Source organism: Streptomyces sp. YPW6 (assembly GCF_018866325.1).
GTDB lineage: Bacteria > Actinomycetota > Actinomycetes > Streptomycetales > Streptomycetaceae > Streptomyces.
The window spans coordinates 3,677,914-3,699,162 of the sequence record NZ_CP076457.1; the positions used below are offsets into that span (position 1 = coordinate 3,677,914).

Below are 21,249 nucleotides of genomic sequence, written 5' to 3' on the forward strand. Positions count from 1 at the left end.
CGGGGTTCAGGCCCCAGGGCCACCGGGGACTCAGGAACGCAGGGACGCGTAGTACGCGCCGACCTCCGCCAGGTAGTTCTGGTCGGTCGTCTCGCTGTCGGTGGTGAACCGGGGAGCCGCCTTGATCTCGTCCCGGGACGCCGCGACCTTGACCGTCCGCCCCTCACTGTCCACGACGGCCACCGCCCCGGCGGGAATCAGCACGCTCCTGCCGAACTTCCACACCCCGGTGTCGACCACCAGGTGCTGCTTCCCGGGCTCGTTCTCCTGACGCTCGACATGCCCGATCACCCCGCCGTCGGACTCCACGCTGAACCCCACCACCACCTGCCCCGCGGCGAAGCCGCTGTCCCGTCCGAACGCCCACACATCGCCCACAGCCACGTACGTCTCCTCACTCCCACCCAGCTGTCACAGCCGAGCGCCTTACGACGCCTTGCCGGTCGCGTCACCGGGCTGATGCCCCGGTGCCGCCCCGCCAAGCAGCCCGACCACGTCGACACCATCGACCGTGCGCCGAACACGCTCCGGATGGCCGAAAACGGGTCCATGCCTCACCACGCACGTGCACCGCCGCGGGAATCCCAGGCCGGTGGCGAGGGCGTCCGGCACCCGGGCACCGCTCATGATCCGCGCAGGGAAACCGCTGTCAGGGCCGGCCTATACGCTGCGACCGGTCCACGACCAGCTGACCGGAAGGCACCATGACACGCACTCCCCGACCGTCGGTCGATTCGATCTTCGCTGTGCTTCCCGAACTCGCCCCCTACGCGCGCGACGCCGTCGTACTCCACCTCGAGCGGGCGGAGCCCGACTGCCGCAGCAGCTCGATCGGCGGCCCCCTCCTGTGGCCGGGTGATGAACCGTGGCCCGCATGCTCGTCGCCGGACGAGAACAGCCCTGACGGCATGCCTCCCACGGCCATGGTGCCGATCGCTCAGATCTTCCGACACGACGCCCCGGGGCCCTGGTGGCCTGCCGACATCGACCTCTTGCAGATCCTCTGGTGCCCGAACGAACACGTGGATCCTCCGAACCAGCAGGCCGACGTCAGCCCGGTGATCGAGCTTCGATGGCGTCGAGTCGCTGACGTGACCGGCCGGACGGTGAACCCGCCGTCCCCCTCTCGGTACGACGAAGACTGCTACCTGCCCCGGACATGCGCCATCACCGCCGAGCACGTGACCGACTTCCCGTTCCGCGAGGAACTGCCCGCCGGACTTCGTGCGCGATGCGAGGACCTGGTCCGCGAGACCGGCGACGGAGGCGACGTCATCACCCGCCTCGCCGGCTGGAAACTCGGCGGCTGGCCGACCTGGCACCTGACCCAGCCGACCGTCATCCCCTGCGAGGACTGCGGCACGGCCATGACGCTGTTGTTCACCGTGGCCAGCTGCGACGAGACAGGAGTGGTCGTCGGCCGATGGGGAGACCTGCGCATCTTCACCTGCCCCGCCGACCACCGCCACGCCTTCCAGGTGGACCTGCACTGATCCCGGGCCCACCGGCCCCCACGCGACCAACCTGACGGGCTCTGGTGGTATACCGGGTTCGGGAGTACGGCGCACGACTCGTTCACGCAGAGGCAGTCGCGCCGGTCACCCTTCGCCCTCGTGCCGTCGATGACACCTCTTCACGCCCACGACGTGTACGGCCGCGGGACGGCACTCCTGGTCGGGGACCGTCACGCTCGACGTCGCGCCTGCTACGCGACCCCGGCGCCCGATCGGGTCTCTCGTCGCACTCGGCGTACCTCTCTGACAGCGAAGGCCCCCGTCACGGATCCTCCCAGGATGGGAAGCACGGGCATCAGCACATGGATGCCCCAGGAGACGAAGCTGCGATCCACCGGCTCGTAGCCGCCCCAGGGGGTCCGGACAGCCTTGACGATCTGTCCTTCGCGACCGTCGTACCGGATCTTGAGCGTGTACGTCTCGTTGCCCACCTGCGGTCCGCTGCACACGGAGTAACTGCCTCCACGTCCTCCGCCCTCGCTGTGACACTCCATGATGCGGACCTGAACCGCGTCACCCACCAAGTCCAACCGTGCGAGCCCCCTCATCAGAACCCAGGCTGTGGCTGCCGCAGCCATCAGCGTGAGCGTGCAGTAGGCGGCGATGGCGCGTTTACTCCCCCTGGTCATGCCTCCAGCATCCCTTGGTGTGCAACCCACTCGGTAGAGGCTTCCGAGGCTTCCTCCGAGGTGAGGACGGGCGGCCCGGTCTGCGGCATGCGAGGCAGCTGAACGCCCCTGCACGCGGTCCGCCGAATCAACTCGTCATCGACGGTCGCCCGCACGGTCTGCGCGGGCACCCAAGATCGCCTGTCTGCTGCGCGACGCCCGGAGACCCGACCGGACGAGACAGGGCGGGGCGGCGTCGGGGCGGCAGCGGGTCCGGAAGTCATGAACCGCATGGCCACAGCCCCGAGACCCACACCCAGGCCGAGCTCCGACCGAGCCCCGCGTGCCCTTCCGTACCCGACAGAGCGGGAAACCAGGGGGAACAGTGGTGTCCGGCGGGAAGCGGGCATGGCAGAGGCCCCCGACCATACGTACTGGTCAGGAGCCTCTCGCCTGCGGTGGGTGTGGGATTTGAACCCACGGTGACATCGCTGCCACGACGGTTTTCAAGACCTTTCGGCGGGTAGAAGGCTTCCGGTCTCCGCCGCAGGTCAGAGGGATATGAGCGTCCCAGTAGAGCCATAGTCATCGTTGTCGTGCCCGCTACGTGCCCCACAGGCGTGCTCGTGCCCGTTGAGTCAGGGATCCACCTCTTCAATGCCCCGAACCGCGGCGTCCCGCGAAGGTACGTTGACAATCATGGCCACCCAGATCTTCACCTTGGTCGGCGTCCTGATCGGCGCCTTGACGTCCTACTTCGCAACGACCATCGCTGAACGGGCCAAGTTCCGGCGGGAGATGGCCACGCGTTGGGACGAGCGGAAGCTTGACACGTACATCGAGTACCTGACGTGCATCAAGGAAATCCAGAGGGCCGCCATGGAAGCCGGGCGGGTCCGTGACCAGGGAACGGACGCGTCCGACGCTTTGAATGAGATGGAGGCCAGCGAGAAAAGAAGGTCGGTCCTCTTCGAGACCTTCATTCTGCTGAGCAACGAGCAGGCTGCCACCGCCGCTCACACGGTCAACCAGCGGACATGGGAGCTGCTGAGGCTTGCCCGGATCCCCTCAAGCGGGATAGCCGAACTCCGCACGAATTCGTTGGTGGAGGCCCTCAACGTGCTCCACGAGGCAGCGCGATCCGATCTGACGATATCGAGCAGCGTCCCCATCCGGTGAAGTCTGCGCGCGCCGGGACACGCCGCGGCCCCCGACCACGTTCATGGTCAGGGGCCACTGGACCAAGTGAGGATGGCGGAGCCTTCAGTCCGAAGTGGCTTCCGCGGATCCGCCGTTTTCGGTGTCCGACCCACTGAGCCAGCTGTCCGCCGCTTCCGCCACCTGGTCGTCGCGACCAGCGACAGGCCGGGCGTAGTGCCGAGTGGTCACGCTCGCGTTCGAGTGCCCGAGCCGGTGCGCGGCGGTCATCACGCCATACCGGTCGGCCACCCATGTCCCGTGCGAGGCACGAAGATCGTGCGGCGTGACGTCAGTGAGCCCGGCAGTCGCCACGGCGGGATCGAAGTACGCCTTGCGCCACTGGTTGTAGCGCAGGGGCTTGCCGCCAGGCGTGACGAACAGGAGAGCGTCCTCCCCACCGGGCAGCGTCTCCAGGTGCCGGCCGATCCGCGCCGCGAGTGACGGCCCGATCCGCAAAACCCGCTTCTGATGGGACTTGGGAGTGTCGAAGACGAGGGTGCCGTTCGCTTCGGCCAGGTTCTCATCGACGAGGACCAGGCCGCCGGACACATCGATGTCCGCTCGCCGCAACGCGAACGCCTCCCCGACCCGCAGACCCGCGTAGGCGAGCAAGGAGATCAGCAGGTCATGCGGTTTCGTCGCGCTCCGCACGATCCGTGAGGCTTCCAGCGGGGTGAGGATGTGCGGCTCGCTCTGCGGCATGCGAGGCAGTTTCACGCCCCTGCACGGGGTCTGCCCGATCATCTCGTTGTCGACGGCGGCCCGCATGATCTGCGAGAGCACCCGGTAGGCCTGCCTGATCCGCGAGGCGCTGAGACCACGGGTCCTCATCGCACCGACCCATTCGACGATGGTGATCGGCCGGAGGCTGGAAAGCTCACGATCACCCAGCGCCGGAACGATCAGCGAGTTGATCAGGGATCGGTACGACGCCTGTGTCTTGTGCTTGAGCTGCGGGGAGACCGCGGTTAGCCATCGTGCCGACCAGTCGCGGACGGTGGTCCGTCCCTCGGCGGGGTCGAGCCAGCGGCCCTCCTCCATCTCGATGCGCTTCCGTGCCAGCCAGCGATCGGCGTCCGTCGTTGTCGGGAACGTCTGATCAGCGGCACGCAGCACACCATCGGGCCCCGGATACCGAGCCTGGAACCGGCCGGACGGCAGCTTCCGGATCCGGCCGAAGGCACGTCGGGACTTGCGCTTGGCGGGCATCAGGCAGCCCTCCGGTACGAGTACGCCGAGGCGGGCCGCAGGACGATCGGCGTCACCGTATGGGCACTGACGTACTCCTCCAAGGCGCTCTCGGAGATACGGACATGTCGGCCGACCTTGACGAACGTGATGCGGCGTTCCTCGATGAGCCGGCGGGGGAAGCGAAGACCGGTGCCGAGGCGTTCGGCGACCTGGTTCACGGTGAGCAGTCGGTCCGCCACGGTCACCACTCCCCCTCGTTGGCAGTCCGCTCCTTCAGTGCGTCGCGGGCGGTCTCGCGGTTGGTCTGGAGGTCACGGGCGATGGTGGCGGCGAGGGCGCCTTCGCCGGGGGTGTGACCGTGGCCGACGTACTGCCAGTCGGTCAGGACGAGGACGGTGTCCGGTTCGCGGTCGGCTAGGCCGAGAGCAGGCGCTTCCTGGGCGGCGCGGTAGTCGGCGCGTTCCTGGCGGAGGGCACCGAGGGTGGTCGAGTAGGTGCGGGACTTGGACGAGAAGTGGCCGCGGAAGCCGAGCATGTGGGCCCAGGCCCAGAGACGTCGGTCCGGATAGAGGCTGTCGAGCTCACGGCATGCGGTGATGAGTCGGCGGGTGTGATCGGGGACGCGGTGGCGGTCGAGTTCGGCGAGCTCGCCGATGCGGCGGTCCAGGGTGCCGGTGGTCTCGGCGGCTTTGGTGGCGTACTTGGCCACGTACGAGGCAACTGCCTGTTCGGTGACATCTGCCCCGTCGCCGAAGGCCTTGACCGGGCGGACGTCGAGCTGTCGACCCCATCGAAAGGTCCGGGACGACTGTTCACCGGCAGCCGGGACGGAGACCGACGTATACGAGTGCGCGGCTGCGGCGCGTACCGCGTCGGTGAGGAGATCGACCGTGGCCCAAGAGGGCGGCGGCGTACGAGGTCCCTGCGGGCCGTCGAGACGTACGACGGCATGGAAGTGGAGGGCTCCGCGCTTCTGAAATTCGGCGACCTTGCCGAAGGAGACGCGGAGATGGTCGCCCAGCTCACGGCGTGGGATTCCTGCGTGGATGGCGAGTTCGCGGCGGAGCCGGGTGGTGAAACGCTGCCAGAGCTCCCCGGCATGGTTGTTGAAGAGCGCAGCGCCCGCGTAGTCGTAGGTCTCCGGGTCAAGGGCGGAGCCCAGGTCCCCGGAGTCCGAGGCGTGCGCCGTGCCGCACCGGCAGGTGCCCCGGTCGGGGCGGTTGTGGACGGGGCCGAACGAGGGTGCGGTGAGGGTGGCGAAGACGCGCGGGTGGTCGCGGACGGCGGCGGTGATGTCGCGGCGGTCGTCTCCGGCGAGGCCGGCGCGGATCAGGTGGTAGGTGTCGCCCGCGTAGGTCCAGGCGCACGAGGGGCAGCGGGAGGCGCGGCGGTTGCCGCAGGCGATGCGGAGGCGTCCGCCCGGCTCGTACGCGGTCGAGTAGCGGTGCAGGGTCTCGCCGGTGGTCTTGTCCTTGTGGGTTACCCAGCCGCTCAGATGGACGGGGTCGGCACAGCCGCCGGTGCGGCGGATCTGGTCCTCCCAGCGGGTGTAGTCGGAGGCCGAGGCCACCCGGAGGACGTCCCCGAGGACGGTCGGGTCGAGCCGTGGGGCGGGCGTGGACCGCTTTTGTTTCGAGGGTGAGGGCCGGTGGGCCATGCTGGGGGTTCCTTCCGGTTGCGAGATCGATCGGTGGGCACGGCTCCCGGGCGGCGGATGCTTGGCGGTATCGAGGCCGCCCGGGGGCCGGTCAGCGGCGTTTGGCGTTGGACGCGATCAGGGAGCGCAGGACGACCGCGCAGACGGCGACCGATGCGCTGGTGACGGCGACCGCCAGGAGCAGCGAGACCAGGACGGTGCCGACGACCAGGACGACGGCGGTACCGGCACCGACGAGCGCGACCGCGGTGCCGGGGGTGAGCTGTACGACTGGACGGGACGGCTCAGGGGCGGCGGCGGGTGCCGGGGCAGGCGTGCCCGGCGTGATGGTGGTCGGCTGGACGACGGCGGGCGGGGTGACCAGGCCCGAGGGCTGCGGCATGGTCGGGATCTTGGGCTGGAACATGGGTGGTTCTCCTCTCCCGGGCGCGGGTTACCTGACGGCGGTGTCGATGACGGAGGCGAAGAGGCTGTCGGCGAGGAGGTAGCCGCCGAGGAGGAGTACGCAGATCAGCCACACCGGCGGACGGAAGAGCTTGATGCCGAGGTAGCCGACGACCAGCAGGGCGATCCAAAGGGGGACGTCCATGGACGCTGTCTCCTATCGGACGGTGCAGCGGTGGGTACGGGCGGCGAGTTGGGCGGCGGTCCGGCTGGAGTAGTCGGCGGACCAGCCGCAGCGGTCGGCAGTGCAGACGGCGGCGTGGGCGGTGCGGCCGGTGCGGTCGCGGTGGGTGCCGATCTGCACGGGGCCGATACGCATCACGGAGTGAAAGCTGTCGCGGGCGGGCATGCCGGTCAGCCCCTGTCGGTTGTCGGGTCGGTGTACTGGGTGCGGATGCTGCGGGCGGTGGCCGGGTCGTCGGCGCGTCGTGCGGCTTCCTCGGCGAGCAGGTGGGCCAGGAAGGGGCGTCCGGCTGCGGCCATCTCACGCGCTCCGTCGAGGTAGTCGGCCGCGGTCAGGTCGGCGGGATCGTGGGTCATCTCAGTTCTCCTTTGCGGTCAGCTGAGGCGGGCGGCGATGGCGTCGGCGAGGTGGGGCGGAACGCCGAGGCGGGAGCGGAGGGTGTCGGTGTCGATCGGTGATCCGGTGCGGGTGCGGTACTCGTCGGCGACCTTGCGGGCGTGGTCGATCAGCACGGCGGGAACGGGCGGCTCCGGGGACGGAGCCGGGGGCGAGGACAGGGCCGTTGTCGCAGGGGGTTCATCGGCCGGGGATGAGGCCGGGGCGGCGCCAGGCGCACGCGTCGGCCCGACGTCCTTTGTCTCCGTGACGGCGGCTGACGGAGCTGGATCCGGCCTCCCCGACGAGTGGGCGAGGAGAGTGCCGCCGAGGAAGGCGAGTGCGGGCCATCCGGCGATGCCGAGCCGGAGCGGGGCCGGCGGGTTGGCCAGGTCGAGGAACCCGGCGGTGGCGACGTTGGCGCCGAGCGACGCGAACAGGGCGATCAGGAACCAGCACCAGGCCAACCGAGACGGACCCTCGCTGCGCAGCCGACGCCAGGCGGCGACAAGGAGCAGGTCGACGCTGACCGGGTAGGCCCATGCCTTCCAGCCGTCCTGTCCGGCCGCGGCGGCGAGGTCGTGCAGGTGGGCGAAGGACAGAGCTCCGGCGATGACCGCCTGGATCAACACCGCGTCGATCCGGAGACCGTGCCGGGCGCCCATCAGAAGTCCTCAGCGGGGTCGGAGTCATCCGGGAACGTGCCCGGCGGCGGCTCCGGCAGCGACACGGCGAGGGACAGGCTGACAACGTCCACGAAGTCGAGGTCGGCACCGTCCATGTCGGCGTACAGGGCGAGTTGGCCGAGCAGGAGCACGGTCCGGGCGAAGTCCTCGCAGTCGGGGCACATGGCGGTTCTCCCTTCTCTGGGCATGGCAGTGGTAGGGACTCGGCGCGAAGACGGTCACGCCTACCGGGCGGGGGGAGAGATCAGGCAGTGGCCGGAGAGGCCTTCGCCGATGGCACAAGCTCGGTGGCGGTGCCGGTGGTGGGCCGGAAAGGGGCCAGCTCGGGCAGGTCCGGGGTCCTGTCGGCGTACCGGTTGCAGAGGTTCACGGCTTGGCGGAGCGAGGTGTGCGGAGCGCGGATACGGTGCCAACCGCCGGACGCGTCCCCCGCGATGGCGAGGCCTCGCAGTTCGGCGGGAATCTGGATGGCGGCGAGGACCGCGTCCGGGGCGATGTCGCCGAAGGCCATGTTGGCGGAGGTCTCGTCGTTGAGACGGTGGGCGGTGCGGCCGGTGAGTTGGGCGCGGAGCATGGTGATGCCCTTGCCGAGTTCGGAGCCGAAGCGCTGTCCGCAGATTTCGAGGTAGATACCGGCGGCGCGGCCGAGCTGCGCGAGACGGACCAGGGCGGTGATGATGCGGTCCCGCCGCTTCTCCTCCTCCTTCGTTGCGTACAGGGCGAGTTCGGCCACCTCGTCGACCAAGACGACGACCGGGGTCGGGCGGAGCTCGTCAGGCAGGTCCCAGATGTCGGCGGCGATCTCCGCGTCCGGCACATCGACCGTGATGCGCTGATGGGTACGGATGAGGCGGTAGACGTCCGCCATACGCGCCACGAGTCCATCGAGGAGTTCGGCAGCGGTGTCCGGGCTGTCGGCCAGCGCTGAGAACCGCCGCGCCAGCGGGAAGAGTTCGACCCCCTGCTTGCAGTCGATGCCGACGAGGGCCACGTCCAGAGGAGCAAGGCCGGCGACCAGGTTGCGTTGGTAGACCGACTTGCCGGACTCCGTGGCACCGAGCGTGAGGGCGTGAGGTATCGCGCGGTAGTCGCGGTAGTGCACCGACCCGTCCTCCCGAAGGGCGACCGGTACCCGCATCGCCCGGGTCTCCGTCTCAGCGGGCATCTGCACCCGCTTGAGCACGTCGTATCCGGTCATCCGCACCTCGACGACGCCGGACCGCACCTCACGCGCGGTCACGCCGAACATCGAGAACGAGTGCCGAAGCCGGTCCGAGGCCGCGGCGATGTCGAAGACGTCCTGCCCGGGACGGAGCTTGAGTCGGAGGACCAGGCCGGTTCGAGTCGGCCGCAGTCGCCGGATGCGCGGTGGGCGGGGCTCAGGTATCGGCCGGTTGGTGGCCCGAGCCAGAGATAACCGCCACCGCGCCGGCGGAACGGTCAACCCGCACGCGTCCATGACCGAGCGGTACCGGACCAAGACCCGCAGCGCGGCCAGGGTGACCCCGAAGGCCAACCAGTACCAGGCGGGCCGCCGCCACCGCAGGAGACCCGCAGCGGCGACGACCAGCACCAGAGCGACCGTGAAGGCGGTCATGATCAGGCCGCCTTCGACCCTGCGGCGACGTCGGCAAGCGAGGTGACCGCGACCGCGCGGAACGCGATGCCGTGCCGCCGCTGGCCGTTGAAGTCGTTCTCCCACGGACGGGCGACCAGGCCGGTGAGCGCGACCGGCGTACCCATGGCCAGCTCTCCGGTGATCCCGGGCTCCGGAACGGTGACGGACAGGATCTCCACCTCCTCGTTCGCCGCGAACATCACGTCCACGGTCATGAGCTGAGCACCGGTCTCCATGTCGGTGGCGATCTCCCCGGTGCGGCGGTCACGGACCTTGACCTGCGGAATCTTGGCGACCATCACGACAGCGCTGGAGGTGTCGACAGGAATCTGACGCACAGCAGATCACTCCTCTATAGATGCTGAACTCCGTCACTCATGTACATGAGTGACATGAAGAAGAGTGCCCGACTCCTGTACATGAGTCAACCCGCCGCGAAGAAGAACTCACGACGGGTTGCGGGAAGTTGAGCGGACGTCAGTCGTCGGCAGGGATCCGATACTCGAAAACGAACTGGTCAGCGGCCATGAGCGTGTCACACACCTCGACCACCCGACCCGCAGTCGTACGGGCCTCCCGGATCAGGTGAACCACGGGCGCACCAGGGCTGAGCGCCAGTTCCGACGCCTCTGACTTCGAGGCCGGGCGTGCTTGCAGCGTCTCGACGAACTCCGCGAACTCATGCCCGTGGTCTTCAAGTCGGGCGTAGATGCCGCCGCCTCCGGGGTTCTCGGCGAACAGCTCCGGGATCTCCTTCACCACGTCCCAGGGCAGGTACGACGAGGCGGTTTCCACCGGGGTGCCGTTGCGGAAGTAGAGGCGACGGCGGGCCAACACCTGCGTACCGGCGGGCACTCCCAGGCGCTCGGCCGCATCCTCGGGCGCGTCCATGGGACCGATGTAGAGGACACTGACTTTCGCGGTGGCACCGGACTGTGTGGACTCCGCGAGGTAGGCCGCCTGGCCACCTTGCCGGAGCGAGCGCCGGAAGCGATCGGAGGAGCGGTGCCGCACAGGGGGCCGATTCTTCACGATCGAGCCCTTGCCGTGCCTGGTCTCGACGAGCCCACTCGCCCGTACCTCGACCATGGCCTTACGGATCGTCCCGCCGGAGACGCCGTAGCGGTCCACCAGCTCGGATTCGCTCGGCACCATGTCGCCGGCCTTGAGAACCCCCGCCCGGATCTGCTGCACGAGGTCATCAGCGATCTGCACATACCGAGGACCGGAACCGGCCCCTCCCGCCGCAGTTCCCATAGTCCTTCCCTGCCTCCTATGCTCCTCTACATGAGTCAATCACAGGAAGCGACACCCGCTCCCATGCACTCCGTGTCCGTAGCCGGAGTAGTGGTACGCGAGGACGGCCGCCTCCTGGCAATCCGCCGAGCCGACAACGGCACCTGGGAGCTCCCCGGCGGCATCCTCGAACTCAACGAGACACCCGAGGCCGGCGTTGCCCGCGAGGTCTGGGAAGAGACAGGCATCCACGTCGAGGTGGACCAGCTCACCGGCGTCTACAAGAACACGACCCGAGGCATCGTCGCCCTGGTCTTCCGCTGCAAGCCCTCCGGCGGCACCGAACGCACATCAAGCGAGTCGACAGCCGTCTCCTGGCTCACACCCGACGAGGTCAGCGAGCGCATGGCCGAGGTCTACGCGGTCCGCCTCCTGGATGCCCTGGACGGCAACGGCCCTCACGTGCGGAGCCACGACGGCAAGCAGCTCATCGCAGCGGGATAAGACTTTCTCTACTTCATCAAGGCGGCTCGCTCCGCTCGCCGCGCGCTCCCCGGCTCACCGCCGGGGCCTGACGCTCCTGCCTCCGGCCCGCTCTGGCCCCGGCTACGCCGGTCGCGCGGCTGGAGCGAGCACCATGGTGGGGAGAAACCCGCTGTGGCTGGGGCGGTCGGCTCCACGGCTTTAGCCACCTCCCCGGTTCGGGTCCCGCGTCGAGCAAGACCAGGGGGCCACTCGTTCAAATTCCGGGCAGGATCACAGCCTGCCCGAGTTGCCGGCCAGCGTACGGCCCCCTGATCATGCTCGACCCCAAACCGGGCAGGACACCGACCAAACCCGCTCCGCCGACCTCGTCGATCCGATCAAAACCCGTGACGAGCCCGAGCCTCGCTGCCATCATGTTTGCCTCACCCTTTGAACGGCAGGCGGCGGAGAAGATGGCGAACAGTAATTTGGAGAATTTGAACCTTCCCAAAGCGGTCAATACCGTTCTGGGAAAACCACTTGACCGATTGCCTTCACTGATTACCGATCGCTCGCTGGCCAATTCGCATGAAACTTTGGCGGGCCTTGCAAAGATTGCGTTGACGCCGAGCGTCGCCATCTCTGTTGAGACCATCACTATGCCAAAGAAAAAATTTGGACATAGGCCAATCGTAATTCCAGACGTGGCGTCCAGGTGCCTCTACGCAGCTCTTGTGGATTCCATTGACAAGCAACTAGAACCTGACAGTCGCAGTGAGGGGAACTGGGAACTCTTCGAGAAGTTCGCCAATGATTCCCCGAGCGAGTACATCGTCGACATTGACATTGCGGCCTGCTACGAGTTTATTGACCATGAGATTTTGCATCGTGAACTCCTAATGCGGACTTTGGATCACGACAAGGCTAATGCAATCCGCTCATTCCTTAAGAGGTGTTCTTTCAACGGACGAGGCCTACCCCAACTCTCGACGCCAAGCGACCGATTGGCCGACCTTTACCTTAGCGTCTTGGAACGCCAACTATTGCGCCGCAAGCTGCCTGTAATTCGCTATGCAGACGATTTCCGCATCCAGGTCAAGAACTGGGAGATGGCGAACGGAGTAATCGAGTACGCGGCAGAGTATGCACGCGAATTGGGGCTCATTTTGTCGTCCGACAAGACAGGCATCATGCGAACCGAGGCTCACAGGGCACGAGCCAAGAACAGAGAGATCCTGCAGAAAAAGTACTTCGACAGCGCAAAATCCCGCCTCACCCTCGTTCAACTGGTGCAGCGGGACTACGACGAGGAAGAAGTCGTAGAAATTCCGCCCGACGATGAAAAAGCGTTGAAGGAGTCAATGCGGCGCATCATTGTCGACTGGAAGGCCATGATTGCAGGGCGCCAGCCCGACATGGAGACCTACAAGGCAAAAGAGCTCCGACGCATGCTCCCCCTGGCCATTACAGTTCTCCAAAAGGACGATCTTCGGATTGAAGCTGAAGTCTTTACGAGCCTCATATTTCGGGAACCGGTACGCCTGGAACGAGTTTGCAAATACATCCTCAGTCGCATGGAGTCTTTTTCTGAGACTGAAGATAACTGGTCTCTAGTCCGAAATATAATTGAAGCGGGGCGGATTGGACCGTCAGGACGACTTTGGCTGCTCCACGTTGCAGGGAAGCTCCATAAGGGCAGCTCTGCAGATTGCGATTGGGTACTTAACTGGGCTGGAGAGCAGTGCATCGACCGGCATGAAATGGTAAGGGCGGAAGCCGCATGGGTGTCGGCTAAATTCGGGACGTTGACCGATGACGTGACCGTGGAACTACTGAAGACGTCGACCAAAATATCAGAACATGCGATTGCGGCAGCCATGGGCCGTCAAGGGAATCTAAATGCTTCCCTCAGGAAATCTGTTGCCAATGCAGGTTCACTGAATCGCGAAGCCTTCTCCTGGGGAGAGCAGAATTGACCGTTTGGCGGCTTACAGAGAGCGGTGAAGGTGTGCTGCGAAGGGTGAGCATTCTAGGGACTAGGCCGTACGCCAACACTGATGAGGAGGGCATTCGGGCAGCGGTGGTCTCCTGTGCCACGCTGGTCGAAGCTCACGTAGATAAGGCGATCAAGAGCCTGTTTTCAGATGACGCCGCCATGTCTTTTCCCTTGGCGCGCACGCTGCACCGAGAAGTAGAGGACTCGATCTTCCGAACGTGGGATTCCAGACGCAAGTGGCTAAGCGCCGCTTTCAACATCAACGTATCCGGAGATAAAGCCTCTCAGGATTTTGATGCGGTCATCGACCTACGAAACAGCATCGTGCATGGTGACGGCCAACTTACCGATCTACAGGTAAGTAAGTATAAGGATCTCTTTCGCTTGAAAGAGCAGTACGCGCGTGTTCTCGCCGCCCAGGCAAACGGAAGGATGATCGCCTTCTCTTCCGAAGTGGCGGTTAGGTCTGCTATTGTGTCGCGAGATTTCGTCCTACATTTCGACAAAGTATTGTTGACCAAGTTTCCGGCTATCGCGGTTCCCGCGTCCTGACGCCTTATAAGAATTCGCCGCAATCAACGAAGCAGATTACCATTCCGGAATAAGCTCCACCCCTCCACCCGCGCCGAACATGCTAATGGGAATAGTGTCCTCGCTCACGATCGTCCATCCGCTACTGCTCATGATTCGGTAATCGATAGAGTCTGTTCGACTCCTCCATTCTGCCAAGCCTTCGTCGTCGAAGCCTGTGCCCTCTATTCCTCTACTGCCATGCCGCCGGGAATACAGAAGAGCGTCGAAACAGGCCCCAATAACATCGGCTGTACCCGCAGAATCATCGACGGAGCTAAAGGTGAATTCAACATGATGAGGGTGACTTGCGAGCATGTGAACAATTAGAGGACGGATTCCTCGAAGTTCATTCCACAGGTGCCGAACATCAACCGCGCGGTCTCGCGAGTAGAAGTTTGCATGCCAGAACAGTCCCTCGGCTTTCTCAAGGTCTTCCGGCCACGATGCCCACGGACGCCGGCTAACTCTTACTTCCAGACCTACTCCATACTGGATATCTGCGTGTCGAATTAGGCGCTGCGCAGTGGGATGCTCTCCTGCAACCCATCCGGCCGTCATGGCATCTCTGAACTTTTGCGGACTCGGCAGTATGCGCTTATTGTATGCAGCGCAAGCGATAAAGGCACCCCGCTCAAGATCGCGAAGAGTCTGCTCAATGCGACCCATGTCATCCCTATGCGGTTTGCGGATATGGCCAATACGATGGCGTACCCTCTTCAACTCCTCTTGGCGCCCATTCCAAGAGCCACTTTCCAACAGTGCATACTCAAACTGTCCCCAGTGATTTTCGATAACCTGCAAAAGTTGACTATAGTCAAGATAGGCAAGCGGGTTTTCGCTATCGGAAGTTGACATGTGTTTGTACGCCGCATCTTGTGCCTGTCGTCCTGACGCAGCTCGCAATTTATCAAGCCAATTCGCGCCATACAGAGCACGTAGCTCTACATAGATGAGTTCCCGCAGCCACGCTTCCAACTGCCACCACCGGGCGTAGAGAGCCAAGGACTGCGCAGGCATAACGCTGGGTACGACAGCACGCAAGGCGCCGTAGCTATCCGAGCCGAGCCAACTTTCCAGCTGTCGACGTTGTTCTTCGATGGGGTCTCCGGCGCTCATAGCGTGTTTCTACTACACAACTAAGGCCGACGTGTACTGCTTTGACTGACGCGATCGATCGTGGGCCGCTCCAGACAAGTCAGTTCATGGGTTCCAGAGTGCCAGCGCCTACAGTCCGATGACCCGGTGCTCTACAAGCCGCACGACGGCCGGCGGACCTGCCAGTCGCCGTGGAACCGAGCCGAACGGCACCCCTGGTGGACGTGGGCAGCGGCCACCGGAACCGTTGGAGTCCCCGGTCCACGGCCTGTTCCGATGACATCCAGTGCTGCCTTCACTGTGGTGCAGCTCAACGGCTGTCCCCGCGCTACCGTGTTGATATGGCTGTATGCCTGGGTTGGGCTGGGAAAGAGGGGGAGCATGGCGCAGAGCGCAGGTAGCAAGAAGATCAACCCGCGTGCCTACATCGCACTGGCCGACGCACTAACAGTGATCTTCTGGAACAAACCGCCCTTTGAACGGTACCTGCGGGGGATGCTGCAAGACCACAGCGAGTTGTTGGCGCGGCTCGACTTCAGCAGTACCAAGCGGGAGACATCCGGCCACCTCGTCGACCTCCTCGGGGCCAATGAAGCCAGGTACCGCGATCTAACCATCAAGCTCATGCTCGACGTCGCAGAGATGAAGCGATTCCCGAACCTAGAACAGCAGGTAGATCGGGATGAGATGGTGACGCGTGCCGAAGCGGCCGTGGTCGATCTGCGCGAGTGGACGGAGCACCACCGTTCAGTCGTTCAGGAGCACAGGGAGCACGTCGCCACCATCGCAGACAGCGCCAGGCAGGCTGAGCAAGCCCGGCTGTTCAATGCCGATCACGAGGCCCTTCAACTGTGCTTCCTCGAGATGCATGCTGCCGCAGACCCGCACAAACGTGGTACCGACCTTGAGCGCTTCATTAACGAACTGTTTGGTCTCTACGACCTCGAGCCCCGGGCGTCCTACAGCCTTGATCATGAGCAAATCGACGGGGCCTTCACCTACGCCACCGACCACTACGTCATTGAAGCCAAGTGGTGGAAGGAGCCCATCGGCCGCTCCATGCTGGACATCTTTAAGAACAACATCGAGCGTAAGGGCAAGAACACGCTGGGCCTGTACGTCAGTATGAGTGGCTTCACCTCCGATGCCTTGGCCGTCTACAGCTACAGCACGCCCTTCATCACGATGGACGGCAGCGACTTCATGGCGGTACTGGAGCAGCGCATCCGCTTGGACGACCTGATCGCCCGGAAGCGGCAGCACGCCAGCCAGACTGGTCACTGCTACTTGCCGGTGTCGGCCATCTTCTCTGGAACAGACTGAGCCAGCAGCCCAGCGTGGTCGGAGCCGCGCTGGCACAGTGCAACGGGGAGGAGAACCCCAGATCTATGCTCGGGATCCCCTCCCCGTCGCTGAAGGAAGGTTGTCTTCGGCGGTCGCTGTTGTGCCGCCGCTCCTTCAGATTCGGCGGGGCTCGCTCGCCGCCAGGCGATGGCCGCGGCTGGCCGCAACGCGGAGCACGTTCCTCAGGGCGCCTGTCAGGTCGTGGCCCAGGCGGCGCAGGTCGTTCGGGTCCGCGTCTTGGTCGTCGAGGACTTCCGAGGCCTCTTCCAGCAGGTCGGCCGCTGTGCCGAGTTGGATCGCTTCGACGTCTTCCGCCAGGCGGGACATGTAGCCGCCCGGGTCGTCAGTGCTCAGGTAACAGGGCTTGCCCTCCGGGCCTGGCCACGGGAGAAGCCGCAGTTCGTTCGGTGCCGTCATCTTTGGGTCTGCCTCTCGTCGAGCACGTGGTGGGTGGTGAAGACGGCGTCGACGCGATCTCCGGGGAAGGCGAGGAGTGCGGCTTCGATGACGCGGCCGGTCGGGTCAGTGGCGATGCGAGTGATTGCGAGGACGGCCGTGGTGGATCCGATCCGGAGGGCTGAGGCTTCGTCTGGGGTGGGAGATCGGGCGCAGACCGTCTCTCGGATGGTGGCTGGCGACGGGCCGAGGACAGCGAATCGCGTGGCTGCCTCCTGGCACACGGAGTCGTCGTCGAGGACTCCGGCCGGGGCCAGGTCGCGCGGGATGTAGATGCGGGCCAGGCCGTGCGGCGAGCCTTGTTCGAGGCTGAGGCAGGTGTACTCCGCGAGGGGGCTGCCCGTTGGCACCTTCAGCAACGTCGTCAGGTGCACGGAGGCCGGAACCGTGGTGCTGCGAACCGTGATGCGCAACGTTGGCTCAGCGGCGGTCCAGGGGTCCAGCGTGCCCCAGCCTCCGACGTACATGATCTTGCGGCGGGGGTGACGGACGTAGTTCCCCTTGCCGTGGATCTTCTCGACGAGCCCTTCGCCCTGGAGCACTGCGAGAGCGCGTCGCAGGGTCACCGTGCTGACCCTGTACTGAGCGGCCAGGCCGGCTTCGGCCGGGAGGCGTTCGCCAGGCTTGATGCTGCCCGTCGTGATCTGGTGGCGTAGGTCGTCGGCGATGTCGTGATGGCGTCGGGGCACGAGGCCGGTCACCGCCGTCTCAGCAGTCGTAGGGCGGTGAGCCGGGTACGGGCGTGTATGGCCAGCAGTTCGCCTGACTCGAAGACCAGTTGCTTGGCCCCTTGGGGGAGCTGGAAGAGGTCGCTCACTCGGCAGGCCTGACCACCGAGTTGGATGATGTCGCCGCGCTGCACGGAGGCCGCAGTGACCTCGACGGTGGAGACCAGCGCGCCGCCGGGGGCTGGGGTCCTCATGCCGTCGCCTCCACGGGCACGAACGGGTCGGGGGCCGGGTGGCACGGGCAGACGCACACCTCGTAGATCACAGGCACGTCGTCCGTCGTCGCAGGCGGAGACGGCTCGATGCAGGAGTGGTGCGTGCCAATCCAGCAGGCGATCGAGCGGTAGGGGGCGGAAGCTGTGCCCATTGGGTGCGGTTGTCGGCGAGGAGTCATCAGTGGGCCCCCGCGAGGGCCGACCAGGCATCGGCCGGCAGGTGCGGGGCGACGAGTACCGTGCGCGTCCGTGCACGCTGCTCTTCCCACGCCAGCAGGTACGGGCGGACAAGCGCGACGTCCTCTCCCCTCAGCGGGGAACGGTGGACTGTGCCGGCCGGAGTCCGTCCCAGGGCGACGGTTGAAGCGTCAGCGGGCAAGGGGCAGATGGGAGAGGTCAGCGGCCGGAAGGGCGCTAAGGGACGGCGATGCCGGCCGTTGGGGAAGCACCGCGCTCTGGTGCGCGAGATGGCCTGGCGGATACGGTTGAGCATGCTGTTCAGCTCCTATCGCTGATAGCCCGGTCCCCCGACGTCGCCTGTCGTGGGAACCGTTTTACGTACGACCGCCCATAAGGTGCGGCCGTTCAAGCTGGTGGCCACGAGCCCGAATCGATCGGCATCGGCCACCGCGTCCAGGACCTCCCGCCATGAGTCGGCGGAGAGCGTGTCCGGTACTTCTGCCTCGACCGTCGTGAACTGGGTGTGTTCCTCCACGCGCGGGCGGAGGCCGGCGGCAGACAAGCGGGCGGCGATGGCCGCTGCGGTGACTTCCGAAGCGGACACAGCGCACCCTCCGTTGCCCGAAATCACTTTCAGTGAAGCTAGTTAACTAGATTAGAGCTAGTGGACTAGATTTTCCATATGTCTGAGCAACCGCCGTACCTCCGCATCGCCGACGAACTCCGGCAGCGCATCGCGGAGCACGTCTGGGAACCGGGTGACCGCCTCCCGTCCCGCGCCCAGATCGGCCAGGAGTGCGGCGTGGGTGAGAACGTGGTGCGCAGGGCACAGGAGTTGCTGATCTCCCAAGGCGTGCTGGAAGGCCGGGCCGGATCGGGGACTTACGTCGCCGAGCCCCGGGAGCGCGTGAGAGTCGTCCGGTCGTCGGCACGTGAGCAGCCCAGCGGGTCCCCGTTCCAACAGGACATGAAGGCCCTTCGGCTACAGAGCGACTGGGAGAGCCGGACCGACGCGAAGGTGCCGGCCCCGGCGGAGATCGCGACGCGGCTCGGGATCGGCGAAGGCGAGCCGTGCGTCCGGACGACGTACGAATTCCTTGCGGACGGGAAGCCAGTCCAGTTGTCGACGAGTTGGGAGCCGTACGCCGTCACTGGCGGCACCCTCGTCGTTCTCCCCGAGGGAGGGCCCCACGCAGGAGCCGGGGTCGTGAACCGCATGGCCGAGATCGGAGTCACCATCAGCCACGCGGTGGAGCAGCCCGAACCCAGGCACGCGACCGCCGAGGAAGCATCGCTACTCGGCATCCAGAAAGCCGCACTCGTGACGCACATCCGGCGGACGTACTACAGCGACCAGGGCCGCCCCGTGGAGACAGCGGACATCGTGGTGCCCGCAGCGCACTGCGAGATCGTCTACGAGATCCCGATCAACCGCTGACGATCCGACCCCGGCAGCTCCAAAGTCGTGCCCCAGCCGTGCCCCCCGCGTGCCCCTTCCGTGCCCGACAGAGCGGGAAACCAAGGGGAACAGCGGTACCTGGCAGGGAACGGGCATGGCAAAGGCCCCCGACCATACGTACTGGTCAGGGGCCTCTCGCCTGCGGTGGGTGTGGGATTTGAACCCACGGTGACATCGCTGCCACGACGGTTTTCAAGACCGTTCCCTTAGGCCGCTCGGGCAACCCACCCCGCGTCGGCCGCCCGGTCGCTGTGCAAGCCGATGGGCCGTCAGGCCCGTGAGGGGCCGGGGCGACGCGTGGGACAGCCTAGCCGGTCAGCTGTCGCCCTCGCGCTGGCCCAGGGTGACTTCCGCCGTGGCCTCCTTGCCGTCGCGCTCGTACGTCAGGGTCACCTTCTCGCCCGGCTTGCGGGTCCAGATCTCGCCGATCAGGGTCGGGCCGCTGTCGATCACGGTGTCGTTGAACTTCGTGATCACGTCGCCCGCCTTCAGGCCCGCCTTGGCCGCCGGGCCGTTCGGGGTGACGGCGGGGGTGCCGCCCGCGCCCTCGGCGGAGATCGCCGCTCCGCCCGTGTTCTCCTCCATCGTCACCGTCGCGCCGATCACCGGGTACACCGGCTTGCCGGTCTTGATCAGCTGCTCGGCGACGTTCTTGGCCTGGTTGATCGGGATCGCGAAGCCCAGGCCGATGGAGCCGGCCTGGGACTGGCCGAGGCCGCCGCCGGTCGACTGGATCGCCGAGTTGATGCCGATCACGGCGCCCGACGCGTCCAGCAGCGGGCCGCCGGAGTTGCCCGGGTTGATCGACGCGTCGGTCTGGAGGGCGCTCATGTAGGAGTTCTTGTTGCTCTGCCCGTCCCCGGACGCCACCGGGCGGTTCTTCGCGCTGATGATGCCCGTGGTGACGGTGTTCGAGAGGCCGAAGGGCGCGCCGATCGCGATCGTCGAGTCGCCCACCGCGACGCTCTCCGAGTTGCCCAGGGGGAGGGGCGTCAAGCCCTGCGGCGGGTTCTTCAGCTTCAGGACCGCCACGTCGTAGCCCTGCGCCCGGCCGACCACCTCGGCGGCGTACTTCTTGCCGTCGGAGAAGGTCGCCGACAGTTCGCCGGACTCCGCGGCGGAAGCCACCACGTGGTTGTTGGTGAGGATGTGGCCTTCCTTGTCGTACACGAAGCCGGTGCCCGTGCCGCCCCCGCCGTCGCCGCCCTGGGCGTCGATCGTGACCACACTGGGGAGCGCCTTCGCCGCGACCCCCGCCACCGTCCCCGCCGGGCGCTTCAGGTCCTTCGGGCCGTCCGATGCCGAGACCGTGGTCGAGTTGCCGGACGAGCCGCTGTCGTTGCGGTCGGCCGCCCAGAAACCGAGGGCTCCGCCGATGCCGCCCGCGACGAGGGCCGCCACGGCCACGGCCGCCACCAGACCGCCGGCCCGGTTCCTGCCGGTCTTGCCACCCGCGGGGCCCGGGCCGGGCGGGACCGAAGCGCCCCAGACCGGGCCGTGGCCGCTGCCGTCGCCGACCCCGCCGGATGCGTGACCGTGCGGGTGACCGGCGTCCCCGCCGACGTACGGCGGGACGGCGGGCGGGGGCGGCGGCCAGGAAGCGGCGCCCTGCGGAAGTTCGGGCTCCGCTCCGTAGCCGGGGCCCGCGCCCTGGCTGCCGGGGGCCGATCCGTACGGGGAGGGCTGCGGCGGCTGGTTCGGGGCGGGGTGGGCGGCACCCTGGCCGTACGCGGGAGCGCCCGCCGACCCGGGGTGCGCCGGAGCGCCCTGGTGCGTGGGGGTGTGGCGCGGCGCCTCCGCGTGCGCCGGAGCGGCGGGAGCCGTCCCCGCGTCGGATGCGCCGGTGCTTCCGGAGTCCGCAGCGCCGGGCGCACCCGAAACGCCCTCCGCCGGGTCGGCGGCCGGTTCGGGAGTGTCGGCCGGCACGGGAGGTGCGGACGGAACGGACGGCACGGCCGGTACCGCGCGGTCCTCGTTGCCCTCGTTCTCGGTGCTCACAGCTCTTTACTCCTCGGTTCCACTCGG

Annotated in this window: 27 protein-coding genes and 1 tRNA gene; 7 read left to right on the top strand and 21 right to left on the bottom strand. The window is 66.4% G+C overall.

Annotated elements, in window-relative coordinates; translation table 11 throughout:
• Positions 1-30: 30 nt before the first annotated feature.
• Positions 31-378, bottom strand: a complete 348-nt coding sequence (locus KME66_RS16310; RefSeq protein WP_073223109.1) for a hypothetical protein — start codon at positions 376-378, stop codon at positions 31-33.
• A 368-nt stretch (positions 379-746) separates the two neighbouring features.
• On the opposite strand from KME66_RS16310, the gene KME66_RS16315 reads away from it, so the two are divergent.
• Positions 747-1,493, top strand: coding sequence for a hypothetical protein (locus KME66_RS16315; protein ID WP_253208369.1), 747 nt, complete (start codon positions 747-749; stop codon positions 1,491-1,493).
• A gap of 212 nt (positions 1,494-1,705) precedes the next feature.
• Here KME66_RS16315 and KME66_RS16320 read toward each other — a convergent pair whose 3' ends face one another.
• On the bottom strand, positions 1,706-2,143 hold the full coding sequence (locus KME66_RS16320; RefSeq protein WP_253208370.1) for a hypothetical protein: 438 nt from the start codon (positions 2,141-2,143) through the stop codon (positions 1,706-1,708).
• Between the two features lie 678 nt (positions 2,144-2,821).
• Here KME66_RS16320 and KME66_RS16325 point away from each other — a divergent pair.
• Complete coding sequence (locus KME66_RS16325; RefSeq protein WP_216323171.1) at positions 2,822-3,301, top strand: hypothetical protein; 480 nt, start codon at positions 2,822-2,824, stop codon at positions 3,299-3,301.
• Between the two features lie 84 nt (positions 3,302-3,385).
• Here KME66_RS16325 and KME66_RS16330 read toward each other — a convergent pair whose 3' ends face one another.
• From KME66_RS16330 to KME66_RS16385, 12 genes are all read right to left on the bottom strand, one after another.
• Positions 3,386-4,531: a site-specific integrase gene (locus KME66_RS16330; protein WP_216323174.1), complete on the bottom strand. Its 1,146-nt coding sequence runs from the start codon at positions 4,529-4,531 to the stop codon at positions 3,386-3,388.
• Complete coding sequence (locus KME66_RS16335) at positions 4,531-4,752, bottom strand: excisionase family DNA-binding protein (RefSeq protein WP_216323176.1); 222 nt, start codon at positions 4,750-4,752, stop codon at positions 4,531-4,533. Before KME66_RS16335 ends, KME66_RS16330 begins: the two co-directional genes overlap by 1 nt.
• A gap of 2 nt (positions 4,753-4,754) precedes the next feature.
• Positions 4,755-6,170, bottom strand: a complete 1,416-nt coding sequence (gene repSA, locus KME66_RS16340) for a replication initiator protein RepSA (protein ID WP_216323178.1) — start codon at positions 6,168-6,170, stop codon at positions 4,755-4,757.
• Between the two features lie 91 nt (positions 6,171-6,261).
• Complete coding sequence (locus tag KME66_RS16345) at positions 6,262-6,576, bottom strand: hypothetical protein (RefSeq protein ID WP_030579256.1); 315 nt, start codon at positions 6,574-6,576, stop codon at positions 6,262-6,264.
• A gap of 27 nt (positions 6,577-6,603) precedes the next feature.
• Positions 6,604-6,759: a hypothetical protein gene (locus KME66_RS16350; RefSeq protein ID WP_216323180.1), complete on the bottom strand. Its 156-nt coding sequence runs from the start codon at positions 6,757-6,759 to the stop codon at positions 6,604-6,606.
• 12 nt (positions 6,760-6,771) lie between these two features.
• On the bottom strand, positions 6,772-6,963 hold the full coding sequence (locus KME66_RS16355) for a mobile element transfer protein (protein ID WP_003967784.1): 192 nt from the start codon (positions 6,961-6,963) through the stop codon (positions 6,772-6,774).
• A 5-nt stretch (positions 6,964-6,968) separates the two neighbouring features.
• Positions 6,969-7,154, bottom strand: a complete 186-nt coding sequence (locus tag KME66_RS16360) for a hypothetical protein (RefSeq protein WP_216323182.1) — start codon at positions 7,152-7,154, stop codon at positions 6,969-6,971.
• Between the two features lie 18 nt (positions 7,155-7,172).
• Entirely contained in the window at positions 7,173-7,838 is a 666-nt protein-coding gene (locus KME66_RS16365) for a DUF2637 domain-containing protein (protein WP_216323184.1), read from the bottom strand.
• Positions 7,838-8,023, bottom strand: coding sequence for a hypothetical protein (locus KME66_RS16370; protein WP_216323187.1), 186 nt, complete (start codon positions 8,021-8,023; stop codon positions 7,838-7,840). Before KME66_RS16370 ends, KME66_RS16365 begins: the two co-directional genes overlap by 1 nt.
• 80 nt (positions 8,024-8,103) lie before the next feature.
• Entirely contained in the window at positions 8,104-9,456 is a 1,353-nt protein-coding gene (locus KME66_RS16375; RefSeq protein ID WP_216323190.1) for an FtsK/SpoIIIE domain-containing protein, read from the bottom strand.
• Positions 9,457-9,458: 2 nt separating this feature from the next.
• Entirely contained in the window at positions 9,459-9,815 is a 357-nt protein-coding gene (locus tag KME66_RS16380) for a hypothetical protein (RefSeq protein ID WP_216323193.1), read from the bottom strand.
• Between the two features lie 139 nt (positions 9,816-9,954).
• Positions 9,955-10,734, bottom strand: a complete 780-nt coding sequence (locus tag KME66_RS16385; RefSeq protein ID WP_030579276.1) for a GntR family transcriptional regulator — start codon at positions 10,732-10,734, stop codon at positions 9,955-9,957.
• Between the two features lie 18 nt (positions 10,735-10,752).
• Between KME66_RS16385 and KME66_RS16390 the strand changes: the two genes are divergently transcribed.
• The 3 genes from KME66_RS16390 (at position 10,753) to KME66_RS16400 (ending at position 13,726) form a co-directional block, all read left to right on the top strand.
• Positions 10,753-11,217, top strand: coding sequence for an NUDIX domain-containing protein (locus KME66_RS16390; RefSeq protein ID WP_216323196.1), 465 nt, complete (start codon positions 10,753-10,755; stop codon positions 11,215-11,217).
• A 296-nt stretch (positions 11,218-11,513) separates the two neighbouring features.
• Positions 11,514-13,154, top strand: a complete 1,641-nt coding sequence (locus tag KME66_RS16395; protein WP_216323199.1) for a reverse transcriptase domain-containing protein — start codon at positions 11,514-11,516, stop codon at positions 13,152-13,154.
• Positions 13,155-13,198: 44 nt separating this feature from the next.
• A complete protein-coding gene (locus KME66_RS16400) occupies positions 13,199-13,726 on the top strand; it encodes a hypothetical protein (RefSeq protein ID WP_216323203.1) in 528 nt (175 codons plus the stop codon).
• A 36-nt stretch (positions 13,727-13,762) separates the two neighbouring features.
• Here KME66_RS16400 and KME66_RS16405 read toward each other — a convergent pair whose 3' ends face one another.
• The gene (locus tag KME66_RS16405) at positions 13,763-14,863 is read right to left on the bottom strand and encodes a Swt1 family HEPN domain-containing protein (protein ID WP_216323206.1); all 1,101 of its coding nucleotides are present in this window, start codon (positions 14,861-14,863) and stop codon (positions 13,763-13,765) included.
• 360 nt (positions 14,864-15,223) lie between these two features.
• On the opposite strand from KME66_RS16405, the gene KME66_RS16410 reads away from it, so the two are divergent.
• Complete coding sequence (locus KME66_RS16410) at positions 15,224-16,165, top strand: restriction endonuclease (RefSeq protein WP_215039859.1); 942 nt, start codon at positions 15,224-15,226, stop codon at positions 16,163-16,165.
• Between the two features lie 135 nt (positions 16,166-16,300).
• On the opposite strand, the gene KME66_RS16415 is transcribed toward KME66_RS16410, so the two are convergent.
• The 4 genes from KME66_RS16415 to KME66_RS16430 all read right to left on the bottom strand — a co-directional run bounded on the left by KME66_RS16415 (position 16,301) and on the right by KME66_RS16430 (position 18,369).
• Positions 16,301-16,603: a hypothetical protein gene (locus KME66_RS16415; protein ID WP_216323209.1), complete on the bottom strand. Its 303-nt coding sequence runs from the start codon at positions 16,601-16,603 to the stop codon at positions 16,301-16,303.
• On the bottom strand, positions 16,600-17,343 hold the full coding sequence (locus KME66_RS16420) for a GntR family transcriptional regulator (RefSeq protein WP_216323212.1): 744 nt from the start codon (positions 17,341-17,343) through the stop codon (positions 16,600-16,602). The genes KME66_RS16415 and KME66_RS16420 overlap by 4 nt, the downstream gene beginning before the upstream one ends.
• Positions 17,340-17,564: a hypothetical protein gene (locus KME66_RS16425; RefSeq protein ID WP_216323215.1), complete on the bottom strand. Its 225-nt coding sequence runs from the start codon at positions 17,562-17,564 to the stop codon at positions 17,340-17,342. Before KME66_RS16425 ends, KME66_RS16420 begins: the two co-directional genes overlap by 4 nt.
• Before the next feature lie 526 nt (positions 17,565-18,090).
• Positions 18,091-18,369 carry a hypothetical protein gene (locus tag KME66_RS16430; protein ID WP_024491522.1) on the bottom strand — a complete coding sequence of 93 codons (279 nt, stop codon included), beginning with the start codon at positions 18,367-18,369 and terminating at the stop codon, positions 18,091-18,093.
• A gap of 78 nt (positions 18,370-18,447) precedes the next feature.
• On the opposite strand from KME66_RS16430, the gene KME66_RS16435 reads away from it, so the two are divergent.
• Positions 18,448-19,203 carry a GntR family transcriptional regulator gene (locus tag KME66_RS16435; protein WP_216323218.1) on the top strand — a complete coding sequence of 252 codons (756 nt, stop codon included), beginning with the start codon at positions 18,448-18,450 and terminating at the stop codon, positions 19,201-19,203.
• Between the two features lie 163 nt (positions 19,204-19,366).
• Here the strand turns inward: KME66_RS16435 and KME66_RS16440 are convergent.
• A tRNA-Ser gene (locus KME66_RS16440) sits at positions 19,367-19,453 on the bottom strand.
• A gap of 86 nt (positions 19,454-19,539) precedes the next feature.
• Positions 19,540-21,222 carry a trypsin-like peptidase domain-containing protein gene (locus KME66_RS16445; RefSeq protein ID WP_216323221.1) on the bottom strand — a complete coding sequence of 561 codons (1,683 nt, stop codon included), beginning with the start codon at positions 21,220-21,222 and terminating at the stop codon, positions 19,540-19,542.
• Positions 21,223-21,249 lie beyond the last annotated feature (27 nt).

What these genes read in the sequence shown, in the direction of transcription:
- KME66_RS16320 (WP_253208370.1), bottom strand. Translation starts at nt 2,143, where the DNA reads ATGACCAGGGGGAGTAAACGCGCCATCGCCGCCTACTGCACGCTCACG.
- KME66_RS16325 (WP_216323171.1), top strand. Translation starts at nt 2,822, where the DNA reads ATGGCCACCCAGATCTTCACCTTGGTCGGCGTCCTGATCGGCGCCTTG.
- KME66_RS16330 (WP_216323174.1), bottom strand. Translation starts at nt 4,531, where the DNA reads ATGCCCGCCAAGCGCAAGTCCCGACGTGCCTTCGGCCGGATCCGGAAG.
- repSA (WP_216323178.1), bottom strand. Translation starts at nt 6,170, where the DNA reads ATGGCCCACCGGCCCTCACCCTCGAAACAAAAGCGGTCCACGCCCGCC.
- KME66_RS16345 (WP_030579256.1), bottom strand. Translation starts at nt 6,576, where the DNA reads ATGTTCCAGCCCAAGATCCCGACCATGCCGCAGCCCTCGGGCCTGGTC.
- KME66_RS16350 (WP_216323180.1), bottom strand. Translation starts at nt 6,759, where the DNA reads ATGGACGTCCCCCTTTGGATCGCCCTGCTGGTCGTCGGCTACCTCGGC.
- KME66_RS16355 (WP_003967784.1), bottom strand. Translation starts at nt 6,963, where the DNA reads ATGCCCGCCCGCGACAGCTTTCACTCCGTGATGCGTATCGGCCCCGTG.
- KME66_RS16360 (WP_216323182.1), bottom strand. Translation starts at nt 7,154, where the DNA reads ATGACCCACGATCCCGCCGACCTGACCGCGGCCGACTACCTCGACGGA.
- KME66_RS16365 (WP_216323184.1), bottom strand. Translation starts at nt 7,838, where the DNA reads ATGGGCGCCCGGCACGGTCTCCGGATCGACGCGGTGTTGATCCAGGCG.
- KME66_RS16370 (WP_216323187.1), bottom strand. Translation starts at nt 8,023, where the DNA reads ATGTGCCCCGACTGCGAGGACTTCGCCCGGACCGTGCTCCTGCTCGGC.
- KME66_RS16375 (WP_216323190.1), bottom strand. Translation starts at nt 9,456, where the DNA reads ATGACCGCCTTCACGGTCGCTCTGGTGCTGGTCGTCGCCGCTGCGGGT.
- KME66_RS16385 (WP_030579276.1), bottom strand. Translation starts at nt 10,734, where the DNA reads ATGGGAACTGCGGCGGGAGGGGCCGGTTCCGGTCCTCGGTATGTGCAG.
- KME66_RS16390 (WP_216323196.1), top strand. Translation starts at nt 10,753, where the DNA reads ATGCTCCTCTACATGAGTCAATCACAGGAAGCGACACCCGCTCCCATG.
- KME66_RS16395 (WP_216323199.1), top strand. Translation starts at nt 11,514, where the DNA reads ATGCTCGACCCCAAACCGGGCAGGACACCGACCAAACCCGCTCCGCCG.
- KME66_RS16405 (WP_216323206.1), bottom strand. Translation starts at nt 14,863, where the DNA reads ATGAGCGCCGGAGACCCCATCGAAGAACAACGTCGACAGCTGGAAAGT.
- KME66_RS16410 (WP_215039859.1), top strand. Translation starts at nt 15,224, where the DNA reads ATGGCGCAGAGCGCAGGTAGCAAGAAGATCAACCCGCGTGCCTACATC.
- KME66_RS16415 (WP_216323209.1), bottom strand. Translation starts at nt 16,603, where the DNA reads ATGACGGCACCGAACGAACTGCGGCTTCTCCCGTGGCCAGGCCCGGAG.
- KME66_RS16425 (WP_216323215.1), bottom strand. Translation starts at nt 17,564, where the DNA reads ATGAGGACCCCAGCCCCCGGCGGCGCGCTGGTCTCCACCGTCGAGGTC.
- KME66_RS16435 (WP_216323218.1), top strand. Translation starts at nt 18,448, where the DNA reads ATGTCTGAGCAACCGCCGTACCTCCGCATCGCCGACGAACTCCGGCAG.